At 55.5% G+C, this 23035-nt stretch carries 23 protein-coding genes and 2 pseudogenes; 7 read left to right on the top strand and 18 right to left on the bottom strand.

Features of this window, described 5'->3' with window-relative positions:
* Positions 1-3 precede the first annotated feature (3 nt).
* Positions 4-890: pseudogene (prpB, locus tag ACTG27_RS05905) on the bottom strand (methylisocitrate lyase).
* A 147-nt stretch (positions 891-1037) separates the two neighbouring features.
* Between prpB and ACTG27_RS05900 the strand changes: the two are divergent.
* The 4 genes from ACTG27_RS05900 (at position 1038) to rsmF (ending at position 6433) form a co-directional block, all read left to right on the top strand.
* Positions 1038-1664: a paraquat-inducible protein A gene (locus ACTG27_RS05900; protein WP_439979287.1), complete on the top strand. Its 627-nt coding sequence runs from the start codon at positions 1038-1040 to the stop codon at positions 1662-1664.
* Positions 1648-2250, top strand: coding sequence for a paraquat-inducible protein A (locus ACTG27_RS05895; RefSeq protein ID WP_150995855.1), 603 nt, complete (start codon positions 1648-1650; stop codon positions 2248-2250). The genes ACTG27_RS05900 and ACTG27_RS05895 overlap by 17 nt, the downstream gene beginning before the upstream one ends.
* 55 nt (positions 2251-2305) lie before the next feature.
* Positions 2306-4858, top strand: coding sequence for an MlaD family protein (locus tag ACTG27_RS05890; protein ID WP_439979286.1), 2553 nt, complete (start codon positions 2306-2308; stop codon positions 4856-4858).
* 144 nt (positions 4859-5002) lie between these two features.
* Positions 5003-6433, top strand: a complete 1431-nt coding sequence (gene rsmF / locus ACTG27_RS05885; RefSeq protein WP_323909363.1) for a 16S rRNA (cytosine(1407)-C(5))-methyltransferase RsmF — start codon at positions 5003-5005, stop codon at positions 6431-6433.
* Between the two features lie 226 nt (positions 6434-6659).
* Here rsmF and ACTG27_RS05880 read toward each other — a convergent pair whose 3' ends face one another.
* The gene (locus tag ACTG27_RS05880) at positions 6660-6932 is read right to left on the bottom strand and encodes a RepB family protein (protein ID WP_180343660.1); all 273 of its coding nucleotides are present in this window, start codon (positions 6930-6932) and stop codon (positions 6660-6662) included.
* Between the two features lie 272 nt (positions 6933-7204).
* On the opposite strand from ACTG27_RS05880, the pseudogene ACTG27_RS05875 reads away from it, so the two are divergent.
* Both ACTG27_RS05875 and ACTG27_RS05870 read left to right on the top strand, forming a co-directional pair.
* Positions 7205-8602: pseudogene (locus ACTG27_RS05875) on the top strand (ISNCY family transposase); the annotation flags it as partial.
* 194 nt (positions 8603-8796) lie between these two features.
* Positions 8797-9543, top strand: a complete 747-nt coding sequence (locus ACTG27_RS05870) for a hypothetical protein (protein WP_439979285.1) — start codon at positions 8797-8799, stop codon at positions 9541-9543.
* 28 nt (positions 9544-9571) lie between these two features.
* Here ACTG27_RS05870 and ACTG27_RS05865 read toward each other — a convergent pair whose 3' ends face one another.
* From ACTG27_RS05865 to yceD, 16 genes are all read right to left on the bottom strand, one after another.
* Positions 9572-9733 (bottom strand): helix-turn-helix domain-containing transcriptional regulator, encoded by a 162-nt coding sequence (locus ACTG27_RS05865; RefSeq protein WP_212513169.1) that lies wholly within the window; start codon positions 9731-9733, stop codon positions 9572-9574.
* A 12-nt stretch (positions 9734-9745) separates the two neighbouring features.
* The gene (locus tag ACTG27_RS05860; protein ID WP_439979284.1) at positions 9746-10303 is read right to left on the bottom strand and encodes a hypothetical protein; all 558 of its coding nucleotides are present in this window, start codon (positions 10301-10303) and stop codon (positions 9746-9748) included.
* Positions 10304-10525: 222 nt separating this feature from the next.
* On the bottom strand, positions 10526-11467 hold the full coding sequence (locus ACTG27_RS05855; RefSeq protein ID WP_425856708.1) for a site-specific integrase: 942 nt from the start codon (positions 11465-11467) through the stop codon (positions 10526-10528).
* A gap of 372 nt (positions 11468-11839) precedes the next feature.
* Positions 11840-12619 (bottom strand): TatD family hydrolase, encoded by a 780-nt coding sequence (locus ACTG27_RS05850; RefSeq protein ID WP_279504705.1) that lies wholly within the window; start codon positions 12617-12619, stop codon positions 11840-11842.
* Between the two features lie 25 nt (positions 12620-12644).
* The gene (gene holB / locus ACTG27_RS05845; protein ID WP_069526838.1) at positions 12645-13592 is read right to left on the bottom strand and encodes a DNA polymerase III subunit delta'; all 948 of its coding nucleotides are present in this window, start codon (positions 13590-13592) and stop codon (positions 12645-12647) included.
* On the bottom strand, positions 13577-14218 hold the full coding sequence (tmk, locus tag ACTG27_RS05840) for a dTMP kinase (RefSeq protein WP_439979283.1): 642 nt from the start codon (positions 14216-14218) through the stop codon (positions 13577-13579). The genes holB and tmk overlap by 16 nt, the downstream gene beginning before the upstream one ends.
* The gene (gene mltG, locus ACTG27_RS05835; RefSeq protein ID WP_005333156.1) at positions 14218-15219 is read right to left on the bottom strand and encodes an endolytic transglycosylase MltG; all 1002 of its coding nucleotides are present in this window, start codon (positions 15217-15219) and stop codon (positions 14218-14220) included. Before mltG ends, tmk begins: the two co-directional genes overlap by 1 nt.
* Positions 15209-16015 carry an aminodeoxychorismate lyase gene (gene pabC / locus ACTG27_RS05830; protein WP_439979282.1) on the bottom strand — a complete coding sequence of 269 codons (807 nt, stop codon included), beginning with the start codon at positions 16013-16015 and terminating at the stop codon, positions 15209-15211. The genes mltG and pabC overlap by 11 nt, the downstream gene beginning before the upstream one ends.
* A 68-nt stretch (positions 16016-16083) precedes the next feature.
* Positions 16084-17325 (bottom strand): beta-ketoacyl-ACP synthase II, encoded by a 1242-nt coding sequence (fabF, locus tag ACTG27_RS05825; RefSeq protein WP_439979281.1) that lies wholly within the window; start codon positions 17323-17325, stop codon positions 16084-16086.
* 82 nt (positions 17326-17407) lie between these two features.
* Positions 17408-17644: an acyl carrier protein gene (acpP, locus tag ACTG27_RS05820; RefSeq protein WP_005300909.1), complete on the bottom strand. Its 237-nt coding sequence runs from the start codon at positions 17642-17644 to the stop codon at positions 17408-17410.
* Positions 17645-17802: 158 nt separating this feature from the next.
* A complete protein-coding gene (gene fabG, locus ACTG27_RS05815) occupies positions 17803-18537 on the bottom strand; it encodes a 3-oxoacyl-ACP reductase FabG (RefSeq protein ID WP_005351850.1) in 735 nt (244 codons plus the stop codon).
* Positions 18538-18550: 13 nt separating this feature from the next.
* Positions 18551-19486: an ACP S-malonyltransferase gene (gene fabD, locus ACTG27_RS05810; protein ID WP_005333161.1), complete on the bottom strand. Its 936-nt coding sequence runs from the start codon at positions 19484-19486 to the stop codon at positions 18551-18553.
* Positions 19487-19557: 71 nt separating this feature from the next.
* Positions 19558-20517 (bottom strand): beta-ketoacyl-ACP synthase III, encoded by a 960-nt coding sequence (locus tag ACTG27_RS05805; RefSeq protein ID WP_203117018.1) that lies wholly within the window; start codon positions 20515-20517, stop codon positions 19558-19560.
* 7 nt (positions 20518-20524) lie between these two features.
* Positions 20525-21544: a phosphate acyltransferase PlsX gene (plsX, locus tag ACTG27_RS05800; RefSeq protein WP_005351844.1), complete on the bottom strand. Its 1020-nt coding sequence runs from the start codon at positions 21542-21544 to the stop codon at positions 20525-20527.
* A gap of 9 nt (positions 21545-21553) precedes the next feature.
* Complete coding sequence (rpmF, locus tag ACTG27_RS05795) at positions 21554-21721, bottom strand: 50S ribosomal protein L32 (RefSeq protein ID WP_005300935.1); 168 nt, start codon at positions 21719-21721, stop codon at positions 21554-21556.
* A gap of 19 nt (positions 21722-21740) precedes the next feature.
* Positions 21741-22262, bottom strand: a complete 522-nt coding sequence (yceD, locus tag ACTG27_RS05790; RefSeq protein ID WP_013723766.1) for a 23S rRNA accumulation protein YceD — start codon at positions 22260-22262, stop codon at positions 21741-21743.
* A gap of 119 nt (positions 22263-22381) precedes the next feature.
* Between yceD and ACTG27_RS05785 the strand changes: the two genes are divergently transcribed.
* On the top strand, positions 22382-22963 hold the full coding sequence (locus ACTG27_RS05785) for a Maf family protein (protein ID WP_255912219.1): 582 nt from the start codon (positions 22382-22384) through the stop codon (positions 22961-22963).
* Positions 22964-23035: the final 72 nt, after the last annotated feature.

The following is a 23035-nucleotide window of genomic DNA, read 5'->3' as shown; positions in this document are numbered from 1 at the left end:
CTCCTATTCCTTGGCTGTAAACAGACGATCCAGTGTCTGCTCGTAGTGGTGATATCCGAGGAAGTCGTAGAGCGACTCCCGGGTCTGCATGGTCTCCAGGACGGCCCTTTGATGGCCATCCTGGCGAATATGTTGATAGACGTTGAGGGCGGCCTGATTGGCGGCCCGGTTGGCACTCAAGGGGTAGAGCACCATATCGACCCCGTGGGCGGCCAGTTGCTCTTTGTCAAACAGCGCGGTTTTGCCGAACTCGGTCATGTTGGCGAGGATCGGCACTTTGGCCGCCAGCTTGAACTGGTCGTACTGAGCCAGCTCGGTCACCGCCTCGGCGAAGATCATGTCGGCCCCAGCGGCCACATAGGCGGCAGTGCGTTCAAGAGCCGACTCCATCCCCTCCACCGCCAATGCATCGGTGCGGGCCATGATGACGAACTCGCTATTCTCGCGGGCATCCACCGCTGCCTTGATGCGATCGCACATCTCCTCAAGCGTGACCACCGCCTTGTTGGGGCGATGACCACAACGCTTCTGAGCCACCTGATCTTCCATATGGACGGCGGCAACACCGGCCCGCTCAAACGCGCGAATGGTACGGGCGATGTTGAATGCCCCACCCCAGCCGGTATCGATATCGACCAGCAGTGGCACTCGGGTCGCCGCTGTGATCCGCTCGGCATCGATCAGCACGTCGTTGAGGGAGTCATGCCGAGATCCGGCAAGCCGTAGGAGGCATTGGCTACTCCGGCACCTGAAAGATAAATAGCTTGAAAACCGCTGCGCTCGGCCATCAGCGCCATATAGGCATTGATGGTGCCGACGATCTGCAGGGGATGTTCATTGGCAAGGGCGGTGCGAAAGCGCAGGCCTGCCGAGGGGGACAAACTGGACATCATGACTCCTTTCACCTGTCTAGTCTGGCTATCTAATATCACGTTTACGTTAACGTCAATTATACTTTCGTAACATTCCGGCCGCAGGCAAGACAGGAAACCGGTTTTAGGGTAAATTTCACCAATTCCTTCAACAGGTTGAATTGTATGATGGAGCCCGGTTCCGTGATTGTCTGTCCGGCGTGCGACTTGCTGATCCAGCGCAAGGCGCTGCCGCTGCGTCGCCATGCCCACTGCCCGCGTTGTCACCAACATCTCTATGGCCGTTATGCCTTTCGTCCCTCCCAGTTGATGGCCCTGACCATCACTGGATTTCTGCTGCTGCCCTCCGCATTTTTTGAGCCGCTGATCTATCTGCGGCTGGCTGGGGTCAACACCGATGCCGACCTGCTGCGCGGTATCCTGGTGCTGTTTGGCGAAGGTGAATGGTGGGTAGCCAACCTGGTGCTCTGGTGCGCGGTGTTGGCGCCAGTGGGGTTGTTGGCGGGGATCTTTGCGCTGGCTTCGGGTCTGGCCAAACGTTGGCACATTCTTCCCGTCACCTTGAAGCTGGTCGAGGTGTTTCGCCACTGGGCCATGCTGGAGGTCTATATCGTCAGCTTGCTGGTTGCCCTGTTCAAACTGATCGACATCGCCGATGTGCGCCTCGGTGGCGGCTTGCTCAGTCTCGGTATTTTGATGCTGCTCAACATGACCCTGCTGATCCTGTTTGACCCCGCCCCCTACTGGGCGCGGATCCCGTTAAAGGAGCCGGAACATGACCAACGCCCGTGAGATGGGGCTCTGCCGCTGCCATACCTGTGGTTTGCTGGTGCGCTATCAAGCCGGGGCAGTCTGCCCCCGTTGCAGCAGCAAATTGCAGGTGCGCATTCCCCGCTCCCTCGCCTGGTCGTGGGGCTTGCTGGCACTCGCCACCTTCATGTTGTTGCCTGCCAATCTGTTGCCCATAACCCATTTCTACAACAAGGGGTTACTGCAGTCAGATACCATCTTCAGCGGTATCATGATGCTCTATCGCAGCAAAATGAGCGGGATTGCCACCATAGTTCTCACCGCCAGCATACTGGTGCCGGTGGGAAAAATATTGGGGCTGGGCTGGATCTGCTGGCAGTTGCAGCGGGCCAAACCGGTGCGGCGCAAGCGCCAACTGGTGATGTATCGGGTGATCGATTTTATCGGTCGCTGGTCGATGCTGGACTTGTTCGTGATTTCGCTGATGGTGGCACTGGTCGATCGGGGTGTACTGCTGAGTGTCCGCGCAGGCCCGGGGGCCACCGCCTTTGCCGGTGTGGTCGTGCTGACCATGATGTCGGCCCGCATGCTCGATACCCGTTTACTGTGGGACAAGGCGGCCCGTTGATGATTTCTCTGTTTTTGTCTGATGTGCTGTTTAATCCAGCCAATAAGGAGTCACTATGATCGGGGCTGAACCCGTCATCGAAAAGCGCCGCTGGTTATCGCCGGTCTGGCTGTTACCCCTGATAGCCCTGCTGCTGGCGGGTGGCTTTCTCTATCAGCAGGTATTGAGCCGTGGCCAGCTTATCCAGATCAACTTCGCCCAGGGCAACGGCATCTTGCCGGGTAAAACCCAGGTTCGTTATCAGGGGGTGGCCATCGGCGTGGTACAAGAGCTGGAGTTGGCTGAAGATGGCCGCAAGATTGCGGTGATGGCCAAGATTGACAGCCGTGCCAGGCCGCTGATCCGCAAGGGATCCGACTTTTGGCTGGTGAGCCCCAAGGCGTCGCTCACCGAGATCTCCGGCCTCGATACCCTGGTCTCCGGCAACTACATCAACCTGCAACCGGGGCGTGAAAGCAATCCGCTGGAGGAGACCTTCGATGCACTGGAGGGCCCTCCTCCCGGCTATCAGGCTCAGGGGCGCATGCTGCACCTGACTGCCGATTCGCTGGGTTCTGTGGGGATTGGCGCCAAGCTCTATTTCCGCGGTATCGAGGTGGGCAGCGTCATCAATACCCGTCTGGGTCAGGACAACCAGAACGTCATTCTGGATCTGGTGATCGAGCCACGTTTCGAACATCTGGTCAAAGCCGATACCCGCTTCTGGAACATCAGCGGCATCAAGGGCTCCTTCAGTCTGGCCGGGGTGAGCGTGGAGGCAGGCAGCCTCACTTCCATTCTGAGCGGCGGCATTGCCTTTGACTCACCCAAAGATTCACCAGAGCCGGAGAAGGGACAGACTTTCGTCCTCTATAAAGGGCTTGCGGAAGCGGCGCGTGGCGAGCGTATCGACATTGCGGCTGGCGATCTTCCGGTCAAGGAGGGGATGCCCATCCTCTATGAGGGGATCGAGATTGGTCGTATCGACCCCATTCGCCTTACCGATAAAGGCCGTATGGTCACAGCGCTGATCAACCCGGAGCAGGCTTATCGCATTACCGACAAGAGTCAACTGGTGTGGGAGAGTGTCTCCCTCTCCGCGACCGGCGTGCAGCATGCGGATCGCCTGCTCTCCGGCCCAGCCATTCGCCTCGACTATGTGGCGGGCAAACCGGTACAGAAGATGACCCTGACCGATCGCGCGCCCCAGAGCGGCACCAAGGTGACGCTGCAGGCTGACGATCTGGCGGGGCTCAATCAGGATGCACCTGTCTGGTACAAGGGATTGCAGGTGGGCCGCATCAGCCAGCTCATCCTGGATGCGCGCGGCAATGCCAGCGTCGAGCTGGTGATGGCGCCGAACTATGGTCACCTGCTCAACCGTGCCCGCTTCTATCGCGCCGCCCCGTTGCAGATCGATGCCGATCTGAGCGGCATCAAAGTAGAAACCAGTCCGGCCAGTGCCTGGTTGGGGGGCGGGATCAAGCTGGTACAAGCCAGCAGTGGCGAGCGGATTAACCGTCTCTACCCGAGTCAAGAGCTGGCACTGCTCGGTACCCGTGATGCCAAGCCCCAGCGCTGGTTGCTCAAGGCAGATCAGGCCGATGGCATCGGCATTGGTTCGCCTGTGCTCTATCTGGGGCTGGAAGCGGGCAAGGTCAAACAGCTGCGCGCCGCCAAAGAGGGGGTCGAGATCGAACTCGAGATTGATGGGGTCTATGCTCCCCTCCTCGCCCAACAACCCCAATTCTGGAAAAAACCGGCCATCGACACCAAGGTGCGGGTCGATGGGGTGCAGGTCAAGGTGGGCAACCTCGGTACCCTGCTGCGCGGTGCCATCGAGTTCGATCGGTTAGCCAACGGCCGCAGCAGTCATCAACTGTTCGATTCCAGGGAGCAAGCCAAGGCCAAGGTGCGCCAGCTGTCACTGGTGGCAGAGAGCAATCCGGGGCTCGGGATTGGCAGCCCGATCCGCTATCGCGGTGTCGATATCGGCAAAATTGAAGAGATCGAGCTGGAGCCGTCTCTGGGTCAGGTGATCTTCAAGGCCGAACTCGATGGCCACTATGCCGAGCGTTTCCTGCAGTCCGGCGCCCGCTTTACTCTGGTGCAGGCCAAGCTGGGGCTGGGCGGTGTCGCTCACCTCGATACCCTGATCAAGGGGGCGTTTGTAGAAGCTCAACCCGGTAAAGGCGCTGGCAAAGATCGCTTCCCCTTGAGTCAAGTCGGCCCGGTGGGTCTGGCCCTGACCCTCAAGAGCCCCTCCGTCAATGGCCTGAGCGTCGGCAGCCCGCTGCTGTTTCGCAAGATGGTGGTGGGCAGTGTCACCAGGGTGGCGCTGGCTCGGGATGGCAGCGAGGTGGTGATCGACGTTAACGTGGATCAGGAGTATGCCCATCTGGTGCGGGCCAACTCCCGTTTCTGGAATGTCTCCGGGGTCAAGGCGGATATCGGCCTGACTGGCGGCACTATCGAAGTGGAGACGGTGCAGAGCTTGCTGGCTGGCGGCATTGCCTTCAATACCCCGGAGAAAGAGATGGGTCCAACCGTCAAGGCAGGGTACAGCTATCCGCTCTACGGCAAGGCCGAGAAAGAGTGGCTGGAGTGGAGTCCGCGTATCCAGCCCTGATCTCTTCCCTTTGTATCTCATCCAAGCCCGGCACCCTGCCGGGCTTTTTTATATTCCGGTACCTGTTGATAGGGTTCAGATTCAGAATATTCTTAGCCTTGTGGTAGGATATCGCTCCTCTTTTTCGGTCAACGAGACGGCACAGTGCACGACAACACCTTCCTTCCCGATTACTTTTTACGCCACATTGCGGCCATCATGCCGGCCCATCTCTCGATGGATGACTTTGTGGCCAGTTGTCGACGTCCGCTGCGCCGCAGCATTCGGGTCAATACCTTGAAGATCGCCGTCTCGGATTTCGTCGCCCTGATGGAGCCACTGGGTTGGCAGCTCGACCCTGTGCCCTGGTGTGATACCGGCTTCTGGCTGACCCGCAGCGATGAAACTGTCCCCCTTGGCAACACCGCAGAGCACTTGAGCGGGCTCTTCTACATTCAGGAAGCGAGCTCCATGCTGCCGGTGACGGCACTCTTTGCCAGCGACAAGATCAAAGCGGATGGCATGTTGCTGGATGCGGCGGCGGCCCCCGGCTCAAAGACCACCCAGATCGCGGCTCTGATGAACAATCAGGGAATGCTGGTTGCCAACGAGTTTTCCAGCAGCCGGTTGAAAGTGCTTAGCGCCAATATCCAGCGCTGCGGCGTGACCAATGTGGGGATGACCCATTTTGATGCCAAGGTATTTGGCCAGTGGTTGCCGGAGACCTTCGACGCCATCCTGCTCGATGCCCCCTGCTCCGGTGAAGGTACGGTGCGCAAGGATGAAGATGCACTGCGCAACTGGAGCATCGAGAGCATCGACGAGATTGCGTCGGTGCAGCAAGGGTTGCTTGAGAGCGCCTTCCATGCCCTGAAACCGGGTGGTGTGCTGGTCTACTCCACCTGTACCTTGAGTGAGCAGGAGAATCAGGCGGTCTGCCAATCCTTGCTGGACAAGTTTGGCGATGCTTTGAGTTTTGACTCGCTGGCAGACCTGTTCCCTCATGCAGAACAGGCATGTACATCCGAAGGATACCTGCACGTTTGGCCCCAGATCTTCGACAGTGAAGGCTTTTTCGTCGCCAGATTGCGCAAGCATCACTCGGTGCCCAACACCATGTTCAAGCCGGGCAAGCTGGGTAAATTCCCCTTTGCGCCGCTTCCTGCCAAAGAGGCGGAACCCATGTTGCGCGAGATTGAAGCCAACTTCGGGGTGGCACCACAGGGTCTGCTGTTTGGCCGCAATGACGAGATCTGGCTCTTCCCCCAGCGGTTTGATCAGGTGCAGGGCAAGTTGCGTTTCGATCGCATCGGCATCAAGTTGGCCGAAACCTTCAAGAAAGGTTATCGCCTCACTCATGAGTGGGCATTGGCCTATGGCGATAAAGCGAGCAAGGGCGTGGTCGAGCTGGATAGCGCCAATGCGCGGGAATTCATGATGGGGCGGGATGTCTGGCCAGAACAGGATGCTGGCACTGGCGAGGTGATCGTCCGCTATCAGGGGCATACCCTAGGCATGGGGAAATGGGTGGGGAGTCGGGTCAAGAATGCCCTCCCCCGCGAGCTGGTGCGTGACAACAATCTGTTCAATGCGTAGCGGGTCGTTCGGTGCATCAGCACTTGAACGAGTCTGAAATACCCACACTCTGGTTGAACTTTTCTTCGGATCTTGAAAAGCCTTGAGCCTTGTCTAAGCTTAAGGCAATCCGAACACCAGTTAGCGCACGGCTCTGCAAGGAGCCAATTCCCCTATGCCAGGTACAAGGAATTCGTACCTGGCTTTTTTTATCTCTTCACGTATCGCTGTTACTTCACTCTTGTATCTATTCAACGGTCTCTTCGACCTGTGTGGCGACTCTGTTTTCAAACGGAGGTTCTCTACCCAGCTCATGTTGGTAGAGCAGATCGATCGCCTGCTCGATGAGTGATGCCTGACTGTCTTCGAGATGGATACCCAGAGCGGCCAATCGCTCTGCGTGGCGATTGCTGATCCAGCATTGCAGCCGGGTATGGGTCTCCTGCTTGCGTTTTACATGTTGGCGCTGCCGCTCGGCATTGTTTTGGGGCCCCGCCTCTTGCACTTCACGCCCTGTCATTTCTTGGCTCATATGTCCTTGCGATATTCCATTTCCGGATTTGTTATCTCTCATCACATGCCATTACCCATAGGAAGATGGCCCTTCCCCTTTGGGCTGCAGGCTGCACGGCAAATATATCATCAGATCAACAAGATATCATTTAACATAAAAAATGAATATGCGCAGTGACCATGTAAGCGTTAAGTAGTAATGTCATGTTTCAGGCAAATTGAATTGTCACTCTGGGTTGCTAAGCTGGTTAGTTACCGACCATGCCAAGGGCATCCCTGATGAGACGCAACGAGATCTGGTTTAGCATGAGAGAGATCGACCGGCTCAAGACTATCCAAGCAATCGTGGATGGCCATCTAACAGCAAGCATCGGGGCCCAGCGGCTGGACTTATCCGTTCGCCAAATTTACCGATTAGTCGATCGGTATAAGTTATCCGGGCCACCGGGGCTGCGTTCACAACATATTGGCAAGCCCAGTAATCATCAGCTGCCCATTGGTGTGAAGGAGCGTGCCGGACGGCTCATTTTACAGCATTACCCTGATTTTGGGCCAACATTAGCCGCTGAGAAGTTGGCTGAGCTACATGGCATCCATCTGGCCATCGGCACGGTTCGCCAGATGATGATCGATCTGGGGTTGTGGGTGCCGCGTCGGCAGCGTCCCCCAAGGATCCAACAACTTCGCTATCGGCGAGCCTGCTTTGGTGAGCTTATCCAAATTGACGGCTGTGATCATCGCTGGTTTGAAGAGCGGGCCCCAGCCTGTACCGCCATCGTGTTTGTGGACGATGCGACCAGCCAGATCACCGCTCTGCGTTTTGTACATTCCGAGTCTACCTTCGCCTACTTTGGTACACTGCGCGATCACCTGGTAGCTCACGGCAGGCCGCTGGCATTTTACAGCGACAAAGCCAGCGTGTTCAGGGTCAATCACAAATCGGTACGAGGAGAGGGACAAACACAGTTTGCCCGCGCTCTGAACGATCTCAACATCGATGGCTTCTGTGCACACAGCAGTGCGGCCAAGGGCCGCGTAGAGCGAGCACACTTGACCTTGCAGGACAGGTTGGTCAAGGAGTTGAGATTGGCGGGGATCAGCTCGATTGACGATGCCAACGCATGGCTACCGCGCTTCATCGTTGATTACAACCAGCGTTTCGGTAAGGCCCCTTTACATGAGTTGGATGTGCACCGGCCTTTAGGCCCACAGGACGATCTGGAGCACACGCTGATCTGGAAGGAGCCGAGACAGGTATCCAAGCGGCTTACGACCCAGTATGACAAGGTGCAATACCTGCTGCTCGATACCCCCGCCCAGCGCCGCCTGATCGGTCGAGAAATCATGGTGTACCACTATTGCGATGATCGGGTTGAGTTACGTGGGCCAGAGGGTGAGCTCCTGGAATACTACATCAATGATCACCTCGCGCCCGTGAATCAGGGGGCCATTGTCGATAACAAGCGGCTTGGCCATGTTCTGCAAATGGCGCAGGAAGTGCAAACCATGCGCGATGATGTGCGCTCACGCAGCTTGCCAGCCAGCCCGACCACGAACCGGAGGCGTGGGCCACATCCTGATAAGGTAAAACCCAATAGGCTAGGAGAAGAGCAGTATTACAAGGCGCTGATGGAAGTCAGCGGTGAACGGATGGAGGCGCAATCAGATAGGCCAGAGCTGGCAGACATTGCGAATGATGAAGCTATTCCAAAACTGATAAAACGGAAACGAGGAAGGCCACAGATCACCGGCCCACGGAATGACCCCCCTTCGCCAGCCGTCGCGGCAGCTGTTTGTCTGTGGCAACAGCGGACTCAAAAATAGAGTATTATGTACCCCGTTATTGGGATGGTTTTATAAAGGATGCAGACATGGCAAGGCTTACATTTCCTATTTTTATCCATCTTTGGGAAACCACCTCGTCAGTTGCAATCATGAAAATGCTTGCTGAGCAGGCCGAAAGGAATGTGGAACTGGCTATTAAAGAGGCTGAGTTGCCTGGTGCTGTCATGGAAGGGAGATATTCGGATGAAGTCACGAATGAGTATGGTATAAATTACGAATTTATGCAGACGTATTACACATGTGGTTCATGTATTGGTCATGACTATGATGAAGTCAAATCAGAATACATACATTTAATCACCCAGCTCACTCGACGCTCAGCATTTCTTACTATATTTGGCCTTTTTGAAGACCGTATGGGGAAATGCTTAGAGCTTATGAAAAAACTATCTGGATATACAGGAAAAATGAAAGGTGGGGTGATTGAGAAGACTCACTTTATTTTAAAGGAAGTTATTGGTGGTGAAAATATTGCAGATGTAGATCATCTTACAGTTATTAGAAATGTAATGGCACACAGTGATGGTGTTGCTTATGATTATAAAAGTATATCTACTACAAAAAGTAAGCAAAATGATCGTCAGAAAAGGTTACTACGAGCGATACGCAGGGCTGAGGCGGAAAATGCAGGTATATCAGTTAATTACTTCAACTATGTACTCATGAATGAACGGTTTTTGATGTATGCCGTTGATGAGATTCAGCGATATGTTAATAACGTCGAAGCCGCAGTCCAGACCTATTACAAAAATGAGAGCGATAGCCCTTTGTAAGAGCAGCGACGTAAGTATCACTCATCACTTACGTTGGTTCATCTCTGCCTCTGGCCTCTTCTATATCACTGAGGACGATAGTGAGTAAATAGGGGTCTTCTTCCTCAATAGCGGCGTTGAGATAGGCTGTTCTTTCAGCTTCGCTGATCAAGTAATCAGCGGGCTCGAATGGGGTAAACTCTTCTTTCATATTTTCCTACACTCAAAAAACATTCTCACTCGGGGCTCCTTCAGCCAAGAGCTCTAGGTAGCATTCCAAATTGTCTTTGATCTTCTCAAATACCCTAGGAAAATAACTCGCTAGCTCTTGAAAATTTGGATTATCCGATTCAGGGCCGTGGTGATAACGACGCATATGGTCAAGGATTTTATGTCTTTCCTCTGTGGTAAGAGTCGTAAGTGGATTTGATGCATTATAGCCATGAAAGTTCGAAAGATGAATAAAGGCACAGCCAAATCGATAGACAGAGCTAGCCCAACCACCAAATTTATCTGATATTTCGACCATCTGAGCATCAGTAACTTTGCTCAGCTTCCCTTTTGGTGTCGAAACTTTCCATTGCTTACCGCTAACGGTGCGTTCCATGAGTCTATTTCTTTCTTCTAGATCTGATATAGATAACAGATAAAGAACCCTAATTAAAGAATCAAGTTCCTGCCTAAGAATCGACATCATAGAGCCAGGAAGGTCATGTATACGAGAAAATGCTATGCCATGTTCATCTGAACGTGATTTTATCAGCTTTATGAATTCGTGCATATTTGCTCTCGCTCAGTTCCAAATGAATTTAATGTATAAATGTTAGCACAGCAAGTAGTGTTGGTTTGCATTGTAAAATTTCCGCGCGCGCGATCAAAATTGTGAGACTCCTGTGGCCCTTCATTATACTTCTGTTGTCGTGACTCTTTACTCAGCACTTCCTCTATTCTATGACATTTCTATTTGACGGAATTCACGACATTTCAAATAGTTTTTGACATGTCAAAGCAAGCCATCAAGGGCATGATCGGAGAATTTGTGGGCGTCATCGAAGTACTCCTGCAGGGTTCGCATATCCTTGTGGCGAGTGACTTCAATGATCTTGTTCATCGGCTTTCCGGCAGTCACCGCCGAGGTGATGAACCCGCGACGCAGGCTGTGGCCACTGACGTAGAGATCGTCAATGGTTTGGCCGGTTCGGCGCTTGATCATCAGATTGATGCCCTGGGGGCCGAGCGGTTCGGCCATCAGTTGCCCCCAACGATTCATGCGCCGAAATAGTGGCCCCTCGCTGATCCGGCTTTTGTGTAGCCACTTTTGTAGTGCCGAGACGGGACAGTAATGCTTGCCCGGGATCAGGGCGATCTCGGTTTCATGCAGCTGATGTTTGCTCGGTTTGAGGCGAAGGCGGATCCCCTGCCCCACAAAATCGAGATCGCTCACCTCAATTCGGGCTGCTTCCGAGCGGCGCAAGGCGCCACTGAACATCAAGAGCAGCAGGGTGTGATCACGCAAACCAGCCAGATCACCGGTGTCGATGCCATCCAGCACCTGGGTCAATGGTTGCAGCGTCAGGGCGCCGGTTTTGTGTTTACGGTTATCCCCCAACCTGACAATGCCGCGCATCATCTCCTTGATTTCGGGATGTTCGGTGGGCATGGGATGAATGCCTTTCTGCTTGAAGGCATAACGGATCCCGGCAAGCCGTCTCACCAGGGTTGCCGGTTTTCGAGGCTCGCCATTACGCAGCTCTCCCTTCCCCTCCTCTTTATCCAGCCATACCCAGTCGGCCAATACGCCATCGGCCTGATCAGCGAGAAAGTTCATGATGTCGTGATGAGTGGTTTGTAGCGGATCCAGCCCGTGCAATTGGCACCAGAAGACAAAAATACGGGTATCCGCCTGATAGGCATTGAGGGTGGAATCAGCTTTTGCACTGCGCAAAAAGCGGCGTGCCCGACTATTAAGCTGTGCATCGAAAACAGTCTGCAGTGACTGATGAGCTGGATACGACAAGGATGGATATGCCACGGAACTCTATGATTCATATGAATTTTGAGAGGATCTTACAGGATCCTCCACATACATCAAGTATCGATAATGAATATTATCGATACTTAGAACATCTTGTTTTAATGCCCTTTAACCACGCTGAATAAAGGAAACATAGGAATATCATTCAACCCAGTTTGGCAGAAACGAAAAAGTAAAATTGGCAGGAAAAGTGAGAGATAACACAGCTCGGTGTTGATATTCAGGTGGGTAATCAGCTTGGTATTTGAAATATAAAAAGCCCCGAGCAACGGGGCTTCTGTGTTATTTTTTCGCCAGTTTGAATAGTTCAAAGAAATTCCGGCTAGTGGCTTCTGCCAATTCGTTAAGCGGAATATGACGTAGGTCAGCAATAAACTGCGCAACGTCTCGCACAAAGGCGGGCTCGTTCTCCCTCCCCCGATGCGGCACGGGGGCAAGATAGGGCGAGTCGGTCTCGACCAGCAATCTGTCGAGGGGCAGAGCCTTGACCACCTCTTGCAGGGCAGACGCATTTTTGAAGGTGGCGATCCCGGAGATTGAGATATAGAACCCCATCGCCATTGCGGCTTGCGCCATCTCGAGAGACTCGGTGAAACAGTGCAGCACACCGCCAACCTGATCCGCGCCCTCTTCACGCATGATCTGCAAGGTATCTTGTTGAGCATCGCGGGTATGGATGATCAGCGGCTTGTTCAGCGCGCGAGCAACCCGGATATGTTCGCGGAAAGAGGCTTGCTGAACGTCCTTGTTCTCGGGCGAGTAAAAGTAATCGAGACCGGTCTCACCGATGGCCACCACACGTGGATCGGCAGCTTGCTTGAGCAGCAACTCGGCATCGACACCGGGTTCCTGATTGAGCGGGTGTACCCCGCAAGAGGCAAATACCTGGGGATAGGGGGCGATCGCCTCAAGCATGGTCGGGAACTGTGCCTGAGTCACACTGACACAGAGAAAATATCCCACGTCCAGTTTCGCGGCCTTTGCCAGTACATCAGCCATGCTGGTCTGCTTGCTGCCATAGCTGAGGCGATCAAGATGACAGTGGGAATCAACGAGTAACATATAAAACCTTTCTGCTTGTCGGTACTTATAACCAGCGACTGAGCCAGTTCATCAGATGGATGGTGGGATTGGAGAGCTGGCCCGGCTGGCATGCCGCTTTCAGGGCTACCAGATCTTGTTCTGCCTCCAGCAGTTTTTCGCTGGAGTGCTGCTCCGCCAACCGCTGGCTCAAGATTGCCAAGTCCGGCATCGCCAGCTGATGGTGACCGCATCCAGCCTGGGTTTTCAGGGCATCACACAAGAAGAGCTGCAACCAGTGCAACCTGACCTGCGTCTCCTGACCAAGCTGGCTGCACAATGCCGTCGCCTTGACCGGACTTTGACTCAGGGCGACAAACTGTTCCAGCAGTTCGCGGCGAGTCCCGTCCTGTTGCTGCTCGATATAGTCGAGTACCCGCAGCGGGGCCCCCTGACAGATCCGCACCTGAGCCAGAGTGGCCTGATGACCCTGCTCGGCCAACCAGCGTACTGTTTCCCCTTCCGCAGGCAATTGACAGACATGTTTGTGACAGCGACTGAGAATGGTGGGAAGCAACCGGGAAACCTGGGAGGCAATCAGCAACAGCAAGCTGTCGCCGGCCGGCTCTTCCAGGGTTTTCAGCAGGGCATTTGCCGCCGATTCGGTCATCCGCTCCGCATCAGGAATGATCACCACCTTGCCACGGCCGAGCTGGGCAGAGCCCTGCAGCCGGGTGCAGATCTCGCGAATGGCCTCGACCCCGATGGTCTTGCTGTCGCGCGTTATGGTGCCGAGATCCGGGTGGTTGCCCTTGTCAAACAGCTGGCAGGAGTGGCACTGACCGCACGGCTCTCCACGATCCGGTTGCTGGCAAAGGTGTAAACGTGCCAGCCGCTCGGCCAGTTGCTCCTTGCCAAGACCGGGATCGCCGAGCAACAACCAGGCGTGGCCGAGACGACCGGACTGGGCAGTCTGGCTCAGGGCATGCCAGTCGGGGATCAGCCAGGGATACATATGCGCTCGTTTGACAGATAGTGATCCAATGCAAGCTCGATGGCAGCCTTGACCTGTTCCGGCGTTTGCGCCGCATCGATCACCACAATGGAATCATCCTTGGCGGCCAGTTCGAGATAACGAGTTCGGGTGCGCTCGAAGAAGCTCAGTTGCTCCAGTTCGATGCGATCCAGCTCGCCACGATGGCGCGCGCGCTGCAAGCCAAGGGCGGGATCGATATCGAGATAGAGGGTGAGATCCGGCTTGAAGTTGCCCAGCACTGCCTGCTTGATGGCTCCGATAAGCTGTGCATCGATACCACGGCCGCCACCCTGATAGGCCTGGGAGGAGAGATCGTGGCGATCCCCCACCACCCAGACACCGTCGGCCAGTGCGGGTTTGATGCGGGTCTCCACCAGTTGTACCCGGGAGGCATACATCAGCAGCAATTCCGCCTCGATGGTGAGGCGCTCGTCGTGCACCTCTTTGACGATGGCCCGCATCCGCTCGGCCAGTGGCGTACCACCCGGCTCGCGGGTGCACTCGATCCGGTTGATGCCGTGGCGCTGCAGATAGTCGGTCACATAACGCACAGCCGAGCTCTTCCCTGCCCCTTCCAATCCTTCGATCACAATAAATTTAGACATTAGGGTTTCTTCAATATGTATTCGCGAACCGCCCGATTGTGTTCATCGAGGGTCTTGGAGAAATAGTGAGCACCGCCCCCCTTGGCGACAAAGTAGAGATAATCGGTCGATTTGGGGTTAAGCGCAGCTTCGATGGAGGCCTTGCCCGGCATGGCAATAGGCGTGGGCGGCAAACCGTCGATCACATAGGTGTTGTAGGGATTCTTGTCGGTCAGATCGCTGCGGCGAATGTTGCCATCGTAGCGATCTTTCACCCCGTAAATGACGGTGGGATCGGTTTGCAACTTCATGCCCAGACGCAGACGATTGACAAACACCGAGGCGATCTGTGCCCGCTCGTCCGGCTGGCCGGTCTCCTTCTCGATGATGGAGGCCATGATCAGCGCCTCATAGGGCGTTTTGTACGGCAGGTTGGCCTGACGTTTCTCCCAGCTCTGCTGCAGGAAAGTCTCCATATCCTGATGGGCGCGACGCAAGATCGAGAGATCGCTGGCATGGGTGGTATAGGCATAGGTTTCCGGCAGGAACCAACCCTCCAGCTTGCCATTCTCGATGCCGAGCTCCTGCGCCAAGTCGGCTTCGGATTGCTCGACGGTCAATCGCTCAAGGTATGGGGCGCTGGAGAGCTGCTTCTGCCAATCCTCGAAACGGGAACCTTCGACGAAGGTGAGGCTGAAGTGAAACTCCTTGCCCGATGCGAACAGAGAGAGGGTCTCCTTGAGAGGGGCCCCTTCCTTGATTTCATAGGTGCCCGATTTGATGGCCACCAGTTCGGGATGGCTGCGCAGCCAGAGCCGCACCGCCCAGGGGCTGGTTTCCCCCTCACCTAGTTCGGCGATGAGGCGCGCCGCATGGGCGCCCTTCTCCACCGTAAAGAGCCGGGTCGGCCCCTTGTTGGTGAGCGTCTCTACCTGTTGCCATTTGTAATGTACATAGCCCCCGGCAGCGGCTACCGTCAGTGCCGCCCCCGCGAGCAGGGTGTAAAGCCGATTAAACTTCAATGACCAAACGCTCCTGTAAACGGCGACTCAATACCGCTGTGGGATAGTGAATATCCTCGATGCCATTGACCGGCACGACCCCCATCAGGGTATTGGTGAGCCACACCTCTTCCGCCTGCCATAGTGACTCCAGCGGAGCCTCTACCACACGCAACTCAATACTCATCTGTTTCAACATCGCCATCACCTGGCGGCGCATGATGCCATCGACACCACCGCGGGCGAGATCGGGTGTAAACACCGTCTTGCCCCGACGCCAAAACAGATTGGCACTGACCCCTTCAATCAGAAAACCACGACTGTTAAGCACTATCCCTTCGACTGCATTTCGGCTGACAAGTTCGCTTTTCAGCAATACCTGCTCCAGACGATTCAAGGTTTTAAGCCCGGCCAGCATAGGCGCATCACCGATCCTCTGGCGGCACACCACTATCTCGATCCCCTCCTGTTGCCACTGGCCATAGTGAGTGGGAAATGGTGCCAGAGTGACAATCCGGGTTGTGTGCTGACATCCGCTGCCGTCATAGCCCCGCCCCCCCTCGCCGCGGGTCAGGATCACCTTGGCCACGCATTGTGGCTGGTCGGCCACAATCTCTTCAACCTCCCGGGTCAAGAGATCCCAGTCCGGTTCAACCAATCCCAGCCGGTTGTTGGCCAGCTGCAACCGTGCCAGATGGGCAGGCCACTGCAACACGCGACCCTCCCTGACCGCCATGGTGGTGAAATGACCGTCACCATAGGCCAGCCCCCGATCATGGGCCGAGATGGTATCAAGCTTCATGCCATTGATAAGCAAAGGGATCCCTCCGATAAAAAAGGCCCGATACCGGCAGTATCGGGCCTGTGTCTTTGCCCTGCGGCAAATTATACGCGTTTGAAGATCAGTGAGCCATTGGTGCCGCCAAAACCAAATGAGTTGGAAAGGGCGTACTCGAAGCTGCCAGGTTTGGCCACATGGGGTACCAGATCCAGATCGCACTCATCATCCGGGTTATCCAGGTTGATAGTGGGCGGAGCCACCTGATCACGCAGGGCCAACACAGTGATGATCGCCTCGATGGCACCGGCGGCGCCCAACAGGTGACCGGTCATGGACTTGGTGGAGCTCACCATCAGGGATTTGGCGTGCTCACCAAACACCGACTTCATGCCACGCAGTTCAGCCACATCACCCAACGGGGTGGAGGTACCGTGCGCGTTGATGTAACCAATCTGCTCGGGGGCAATGCCAGCATCCTTGATGGCATTTTTCATGGCGCGAGCACCACCGTTGCCATCTGCAGGAGGCGCAGTCATGTGGTACGCGTCACCGCTCATGCCAAAACCGACCAGCTCGGCGTAGATCTTGGCGCCACGGGCCTTGGCGTGTTCGTACTCTTCCAGCACCAGTACACCGGCACCGTCACCCAGCACGAAACCATCGCGATCTTTATCCCACGGACGGCTCGCTTTTTGCGGCTCGTCGTTGCGGTTGGAGAGTGCCTTGGCGGCAGCGAAGCCACCCATCCCCATCGCGGTGGAGGCTTTCTCGGCACCGCCGGCGACCATCACGTCGGCATCACCGTAAGCGATCATCCGACCCGCCATACCGATGGCATGGGTACCAGTGGTACAGGCGGTCGTCACGGCGATGTTCGGCCCTTGCAGACCTTTCATGATGGAAAGATGACCGGACACCATATTGATGATGGTGGACGGAACGAAGAAGGGACTGATCTTGCGCGGGCCGCCATTGACCAAGCTTTCGTGGTTCTGTTCAATCAGACCCAGACCGCCGATACCGGAGCCAATCGCCACGCCGACACGTTCGGCATTCTCTTCATTGATGGTCAGGCCGGAATCATCCAGCGCCTGGATACCGGCCGCGATGCCGTATTGAATGAAGAGATCCATCTTGCGAGCGTCTTTACGGTTGATACCGTACTGCTCGGGATCAAAATCCTTCACCAGACCTGCGAAGCGGGTTGCAAACTCGCTGGCATCAAAGTGTTCGATAAGGAAAATGCCGCTCTGCCCGTTGAGCAGTGCTTGCCAGCTGGATTCGGCAGTGTTACCCACCGGGGAAAGCATCCCCAAGCCGGTCACCACGACTCTGCGTTTTGACACTGAGGTAGTCTCCGAGAGGTGTTTTGAAAAGGAACAAATACAAAAGAAGCGGCCCTTGGGCCGCTTCTCTTAGAACAGGAACTTATTCCTGATTAGCGGTGATGTAGTCGATAGCCGCTTGAACAGTGGTGATCTTCTCGGCTTCTTCATCAGGAATTTCGGTATCGAATTCTTCTTCCAGCGCCATTACCAGTTCAACGGTATCCAAAGAGTCAGCGCCCAGGTCGTCGACGAAGGAGGCAGCGTTCTTAACGTCTTCCTCTTTAACACCCAGTTGTTCGATGATGATTTTCTTTACGCGTTCTTCGATGTTGCTCATGACCTGAATTTTCCTTTAAAAATACGCTATTTGCGTCTGGTTGGGGTAGTTTATTCAATTGACGTGAGTTTGCAAGTAGCTTGCCGCTGGTCAAACCACGAAATGTGCCAAACTTCGGCGTACTATCGCAAATTTGAACAGAACTTACGACAAATTGATTACACCATGTACATCCCGCCATTAACATGCAGGGTTTCGCCGGTGATATAGGCTGCTTCATCAGAAGCCAAGAATACCACAGCTGCGGCAATTTCTTTTGGATCACCCAAACGGGCGGCAGGCACCTGACTCATGATGCCGGCACGTTGATCGTCATTCAGGGCACGGGTCATGTCGGTTTCGATGAAACCGGGGGCAACCGCGTTCACTGTGATACCACGGGATGCCACTTCCCGCGCCAACGATTTGGTAAAACCAACCAGACCGGCCTTGGCGGCAGCATAGTTGACCTGACCGGCATTGCCCATGGTTCCCACCACGGAGCCAATGCTGATGATGCGACCGTGACGTTTCTTCATCATGGCACGCAACACCGGTTTGCTCAGACGGTAAAGCGAGGTCAGATTGGTATCGATGATCTCGTTCCACTCGTCATCTTTCATCCGCATTAACAGGTTGTCACGGGTGATCCCCGCGTTGTTGATCAGGATGTCGATGTCGCCAAAGCGCGCCTTGATGGCGGCGAAGACGGCTTCGATGGATTCTTGGCTGGTCACGTTCAGTGCCATGCCGCAACCATTGTCGCCCAGATAGGCGCTGATCGCCTCGGCACCGCTCTCGCTGGTCGCCGTACCGACCACTTTCGCGCCACGGGCCACGAATGTTTCGGCAATCGCACGGCCGATGCCACGACTGGCACCGGTCACCAACACAACCTTATCGGTAAAGCTCATCACTTGCTCCTGTTTACTTGATCTGGGCCAGCGCCTGCTCGAAAGAGGCGGCATCGTTGGCGTGAATACCTTCCACGCGCTTGTCGATGCGCTTGGCGAGCCCGGTCAACACTTTGCCCGGTCCCATCTCGATCTCGAGGGTAACGCCCTCATTGGCCATCCGCTCGACAGTCTCGGTCCAACGAACCGGGCTGAACAGCTGACGTACCAGCGCTTGCTTGATGGCGGCCGGATCCTGTTCACAGGATACGTCGACATTATTGATGACCGCGATGGTTGGAACCTTGATCTCGATCCCGTCCAGCGCAGCTGCCAGTTTTTCTGCGGCAGGTTTCATCAGCGCGCAGTGAGACGGCACGGAGACCGGCAGCGGCAGCGCACGCTTGGCGCCCGACTCTTTCATCAGCACGTTGGCGCGCTCAACGGCCTCTTTGTGACCGGCGATAACCACCTGGCCCGGGGAGTTGAAGTTGACCGGAGAGACCACCTGCCCTTGTGCCGCTTTTTCGCAGTTGGCGGCGATGGATTCGTTATCCAGACCGATGATGGCCGCCATGGCGCCGGTGCCTTCCGGTACCGCTTCCTGCATAGCCAGACCACGCAACTCGACCAGTTTGACCGCATCGGCAAAATCGAGTGCGCCGCTGCAAACCAGCGCAGAGTACTCACCCAGGCTGTGACCCGCCATCATGGCAGGCGTTGCCCCACCCTGCTGTTGCCACAGGCGCCACAGGGCGACAGAGGCAGTCAGCAGCGCAGGCTGGGTGCGCCAGGTTTTGTTCAGATCTTCAACCGGACCATCCATCACCAGGGCAAACAGGTCATAACCCAGCACCTGACTCGCCTCGGCGAAGGTCTCCTTGATCACGGCATGTTGTTCGGCCAGCTCGGCCAGCATGCCAACGGACTGGGAACCTTGTCCCGGGAAGGCAATGGCAAATTGGGTCATCATTGATTCCTTTTAGATAAGACAAAAATGAAATCGGTGACGGGATGATAGGTGCACCATCCCGCCGAAGATCAGAGGCGAACCAGCGCCGAGCCCCAGGCAAAACCGCCGCCGAAGGCCTCCAGCAGTACCAGCTGACCCGGTTTGATCCGGCCATCTCGTACCCCTTCGTCGAAGGCAACCGGAACGGAAGCGGCAGAGGTATTGCCGTGCTTGTCGAGGGTCAGTACCACTTTATCGAGGCTCATACCGAGCTTCTTGGCAGTGGCGCTGATGATGCGGAAGTTGGCCTGATGTGGCACCAGCCAATCCAGCTCGCTCGGCTCGATGCCAGCAGCGGCCAACGTTTCGGTGACGATCTCGCTCAGACGGGTGACCGCGACCTTGAAGACATCGTTGCCCTTCATGTACATGTAGGCTTCGAGCTCGGCACCCGGCATGCCGCGACGAGGGTGCGGCAGCTTGAGCAGCTCGCCATAACGGCCATCGGCATGGAGATGGGTAGAGAGGATGCCCGGCGTCTCGCTGGCACCGACAATCACAGCCCCTGCCCCATCACCAAACAGGATGATGGTGCCGCGATCTTGCGGATCGCACATGCGGGAGAGCACATCGGCCCCGACGACCAGCACATGGCGGGCGGCGCCGGATTTGACGAACTGATCGGCAATGGAGAGTGCGTAGGTGAAGCCTGCGCAAGCAGCAGCCACGTCAAAGGCAGGAATGCCCGGTACGCCGAGCAGCCCCTGCAGCTCGCAGGCGGCAGCCGGGAAGGCATTTTCAGCACTGGTGGTGGCCAGCACTATCATATCGAGATCGACAGCGGTCAAACCGGCTGCATCCAGGGCGCGCAGAGCGGCCTGGTAAGAGAGGGTGGCAACGGTCTCGTCAGCACCGGCAATACGGCGCTCACGGATACCGGTGCGTTCCACGATCCACTCATCACTGGTCTCAACCATCTGCTCGAGATCGGCGTTGGTACGCACTGAACTCGGCAGGTAGCTGCCAGTACCCAGAATTTTGCTATGCATAGAGTTCTTATAGATCCCTGTCAGAGAAGACAGCTTCAAGGCGATCTGCTATTTGCAGTGGAAGTTGATGTTTGGCCTCTTGTGCGGCCAGCAGGATCGCATTACACAGAGCGCGCCTTTCGGCACGCCCATGACTTTTTACCACAATGCCGCGCAATCCTAACAGACTTGCCCCGTTATACTGGTCGGGGTTCAGGTAAGAAAAACGCCGTTTGAACATAAATCCGGCGATCCGACCAAGAAAAGTGCGTTTCTTGCGGGGATATCCGGCCAGCTGGGCCATCATCCGCACTACCCCTTCTGCCGTCTTGAGGGCGACATTGCCGACAAAACCGTCACAGACAATCACATCGCTGTCACCGCTGAAGATGCGATCCCCTTCGACGAACCCGACATAATTGAGCGCGTGGCACTGACGCAACAATTCGGCGCTGTGGCGCACCAGATCGTTGCCCTTGATCTCCTCCTCGCCGATGTTGAGCAAAGCAACACGGGGGGATGCAATGCCTTCTACCTTTTCGGCCACCACAGAGCCCATCACGGCAAACTGCAGCAAGGTATCCGCATCGCAACTGACGTTGGCGCCGAGATCCAGCATCACGGTACGTTTGCCACTCAATGTCGGCAACGCCTTGATGAGGGCGGGTCTGTCTACCCCTGGCAAGGATTTGAGCACGCACTTGGCCATCGCCATCAGCGCACCGGTATTGCCGGCACTGACGCAAGCATCGGCCTCACCGGCTTTCACCAGATTGAGTACCACCCGCATGGAGGAGTCTTTCAGAGTTCGCAGCGCCACGATCGGTTTATCGCCCATGCCAACCACCTGGGATGCATGTACGAAACGGACTCGGGGATGATTCAGCAAACCATGTTGCTGTAGCAGAGAGGAGGTCTGGTGCTGGTCGCCGACCAGGATCAGTTTTAGCTGGGGTAAAAGAGACAGTGCCTGCACGGCGGCAGGCACTGTTTCCGAGGGGCCAATATCTCCCCCCATGATGTCTAGCGCGACAGTTTGCGTAGACAAAGGCAATCCTTAAGCGATTACCTTTTTACCGCGGTAGAAACCATCAGCAGTCACGTGGTGACGACGATGAATTTCGCCACTGGTCTGATCAACAGTCAGGGCAGCGGTGGTCAGCGCATCGTGGGAACGACGCATGCCACGCTTGGCACGGGTTTTACGGTTCTGTTGTACGGCCATTGTAGGCTAACTCCTAAATTCACTTACGTTTAAGCTCTTCAAGAACTGCAAAGGGATTCGGCCGCTCATCAGCAGGTTCGATTTCACCCCAGGTCATCTCCATGTTTCCTCTCGGGCATGCATCCAGAGAATGCATTGCGACTTGAGGCAACGAGAGGATGAGTTCATCCTCCAAGATTTGATGAAGATCTATCTCGCCGTTTTCGTCCAACTCAATGGGCTCATAAGCTTCCGGCAGTTCTTCCTCGTTTGTTCTTTCGAACAGCGGAGTGTAGATAAATTCAGCTTCACAGAGGTGTTCGAATGTCTCTCCGCAACGTTGGCAAACCAGGTCAACCTTGGCATGGGCAGTGCCTTTCATAACGGTCAACTTCTGGACATCTTTGCCAAAGTGCAGTGATACATCGATATCACTCTGCAAGCCAGCGGTTGATTCCTCCAGCCTGGGCATCTGCGACTTTTCCACTATCCCGATGTAATCGAGCAGCTTCAAGGCACTACGGACTGGATCAACCTTAACGGGCAACTTCACCTTTTGCATAGGGCGCGAATAATATAGGTCCAACAACTGATAGTCAAAGGAAAAAGTCCTTACCGCCGATGATTTTAACGTCACAAGTCCCTAGAATGCCGGTACTTGCTTTCATCGGTAACTCGATTATGCCACAGAATCTGATCCTCGCCTCAACTTCTCGCTATCGCAAAGCCCTGCTGGAGAAGCTCGGACTCCCCTTTGAATGTGCCGCCCCCGATGTGGATGAGCAACCACTGGCTGGTGAATCCGCCGACGCGCTGGTGGCCAGACTGGCCCGTGCCAAGGCTGATGCCATCGCCGGGCAACGTGATCACGGCTTGATCATCGGTTCTGATCAGGTGTGTGTCTGTGATGGGCACATCCTCGGCAAACCTGGCTCCATCGACAATGCCATCGCCCAGCTAATGGCGGCCCAGGGGCGCAGCGTCACCTTCTACACCGGCCTGTGCGTAGTGAATGCCGCAACTGGGGAGGCTCATCAACTGGTGGAACCTTTCACCGTCCATTTTCGCAACCTCGATGAAGCCGCCATTCGCCGTTATGTAGAGGCTGAATTGCCCCTAGATTGTGCGGGCAGCTTCAAATGTGAAGGGATGGGTATCGTGCTATTCAAGGGGCTGGAGGGGCGAGATCCTAACGCATTGATCGGTCTGCCACTGATCGGCCTGATCGAACTGCTGGAGCGCCACGGTATTGCCCTGCCCTGATCGCGGACGAATATATAAGCTAGAACGAGAATATAAAAAGCCCGGTCAATAGACCGGGCTTCTGTTATCAAT

It is taken from the genome of Aeromonas sp. 97A (assembly GCF_051919185.1).
Lineage (GTDB): Bacteria > Pseudomonadota > Gammaproteobacteria > Enterobacterales > Aeromonadaceae > Aeromonas > Aeromonas veronii.
This window is presented reverse-complemented; position numbering and strand designations above follow the sequence as displayed.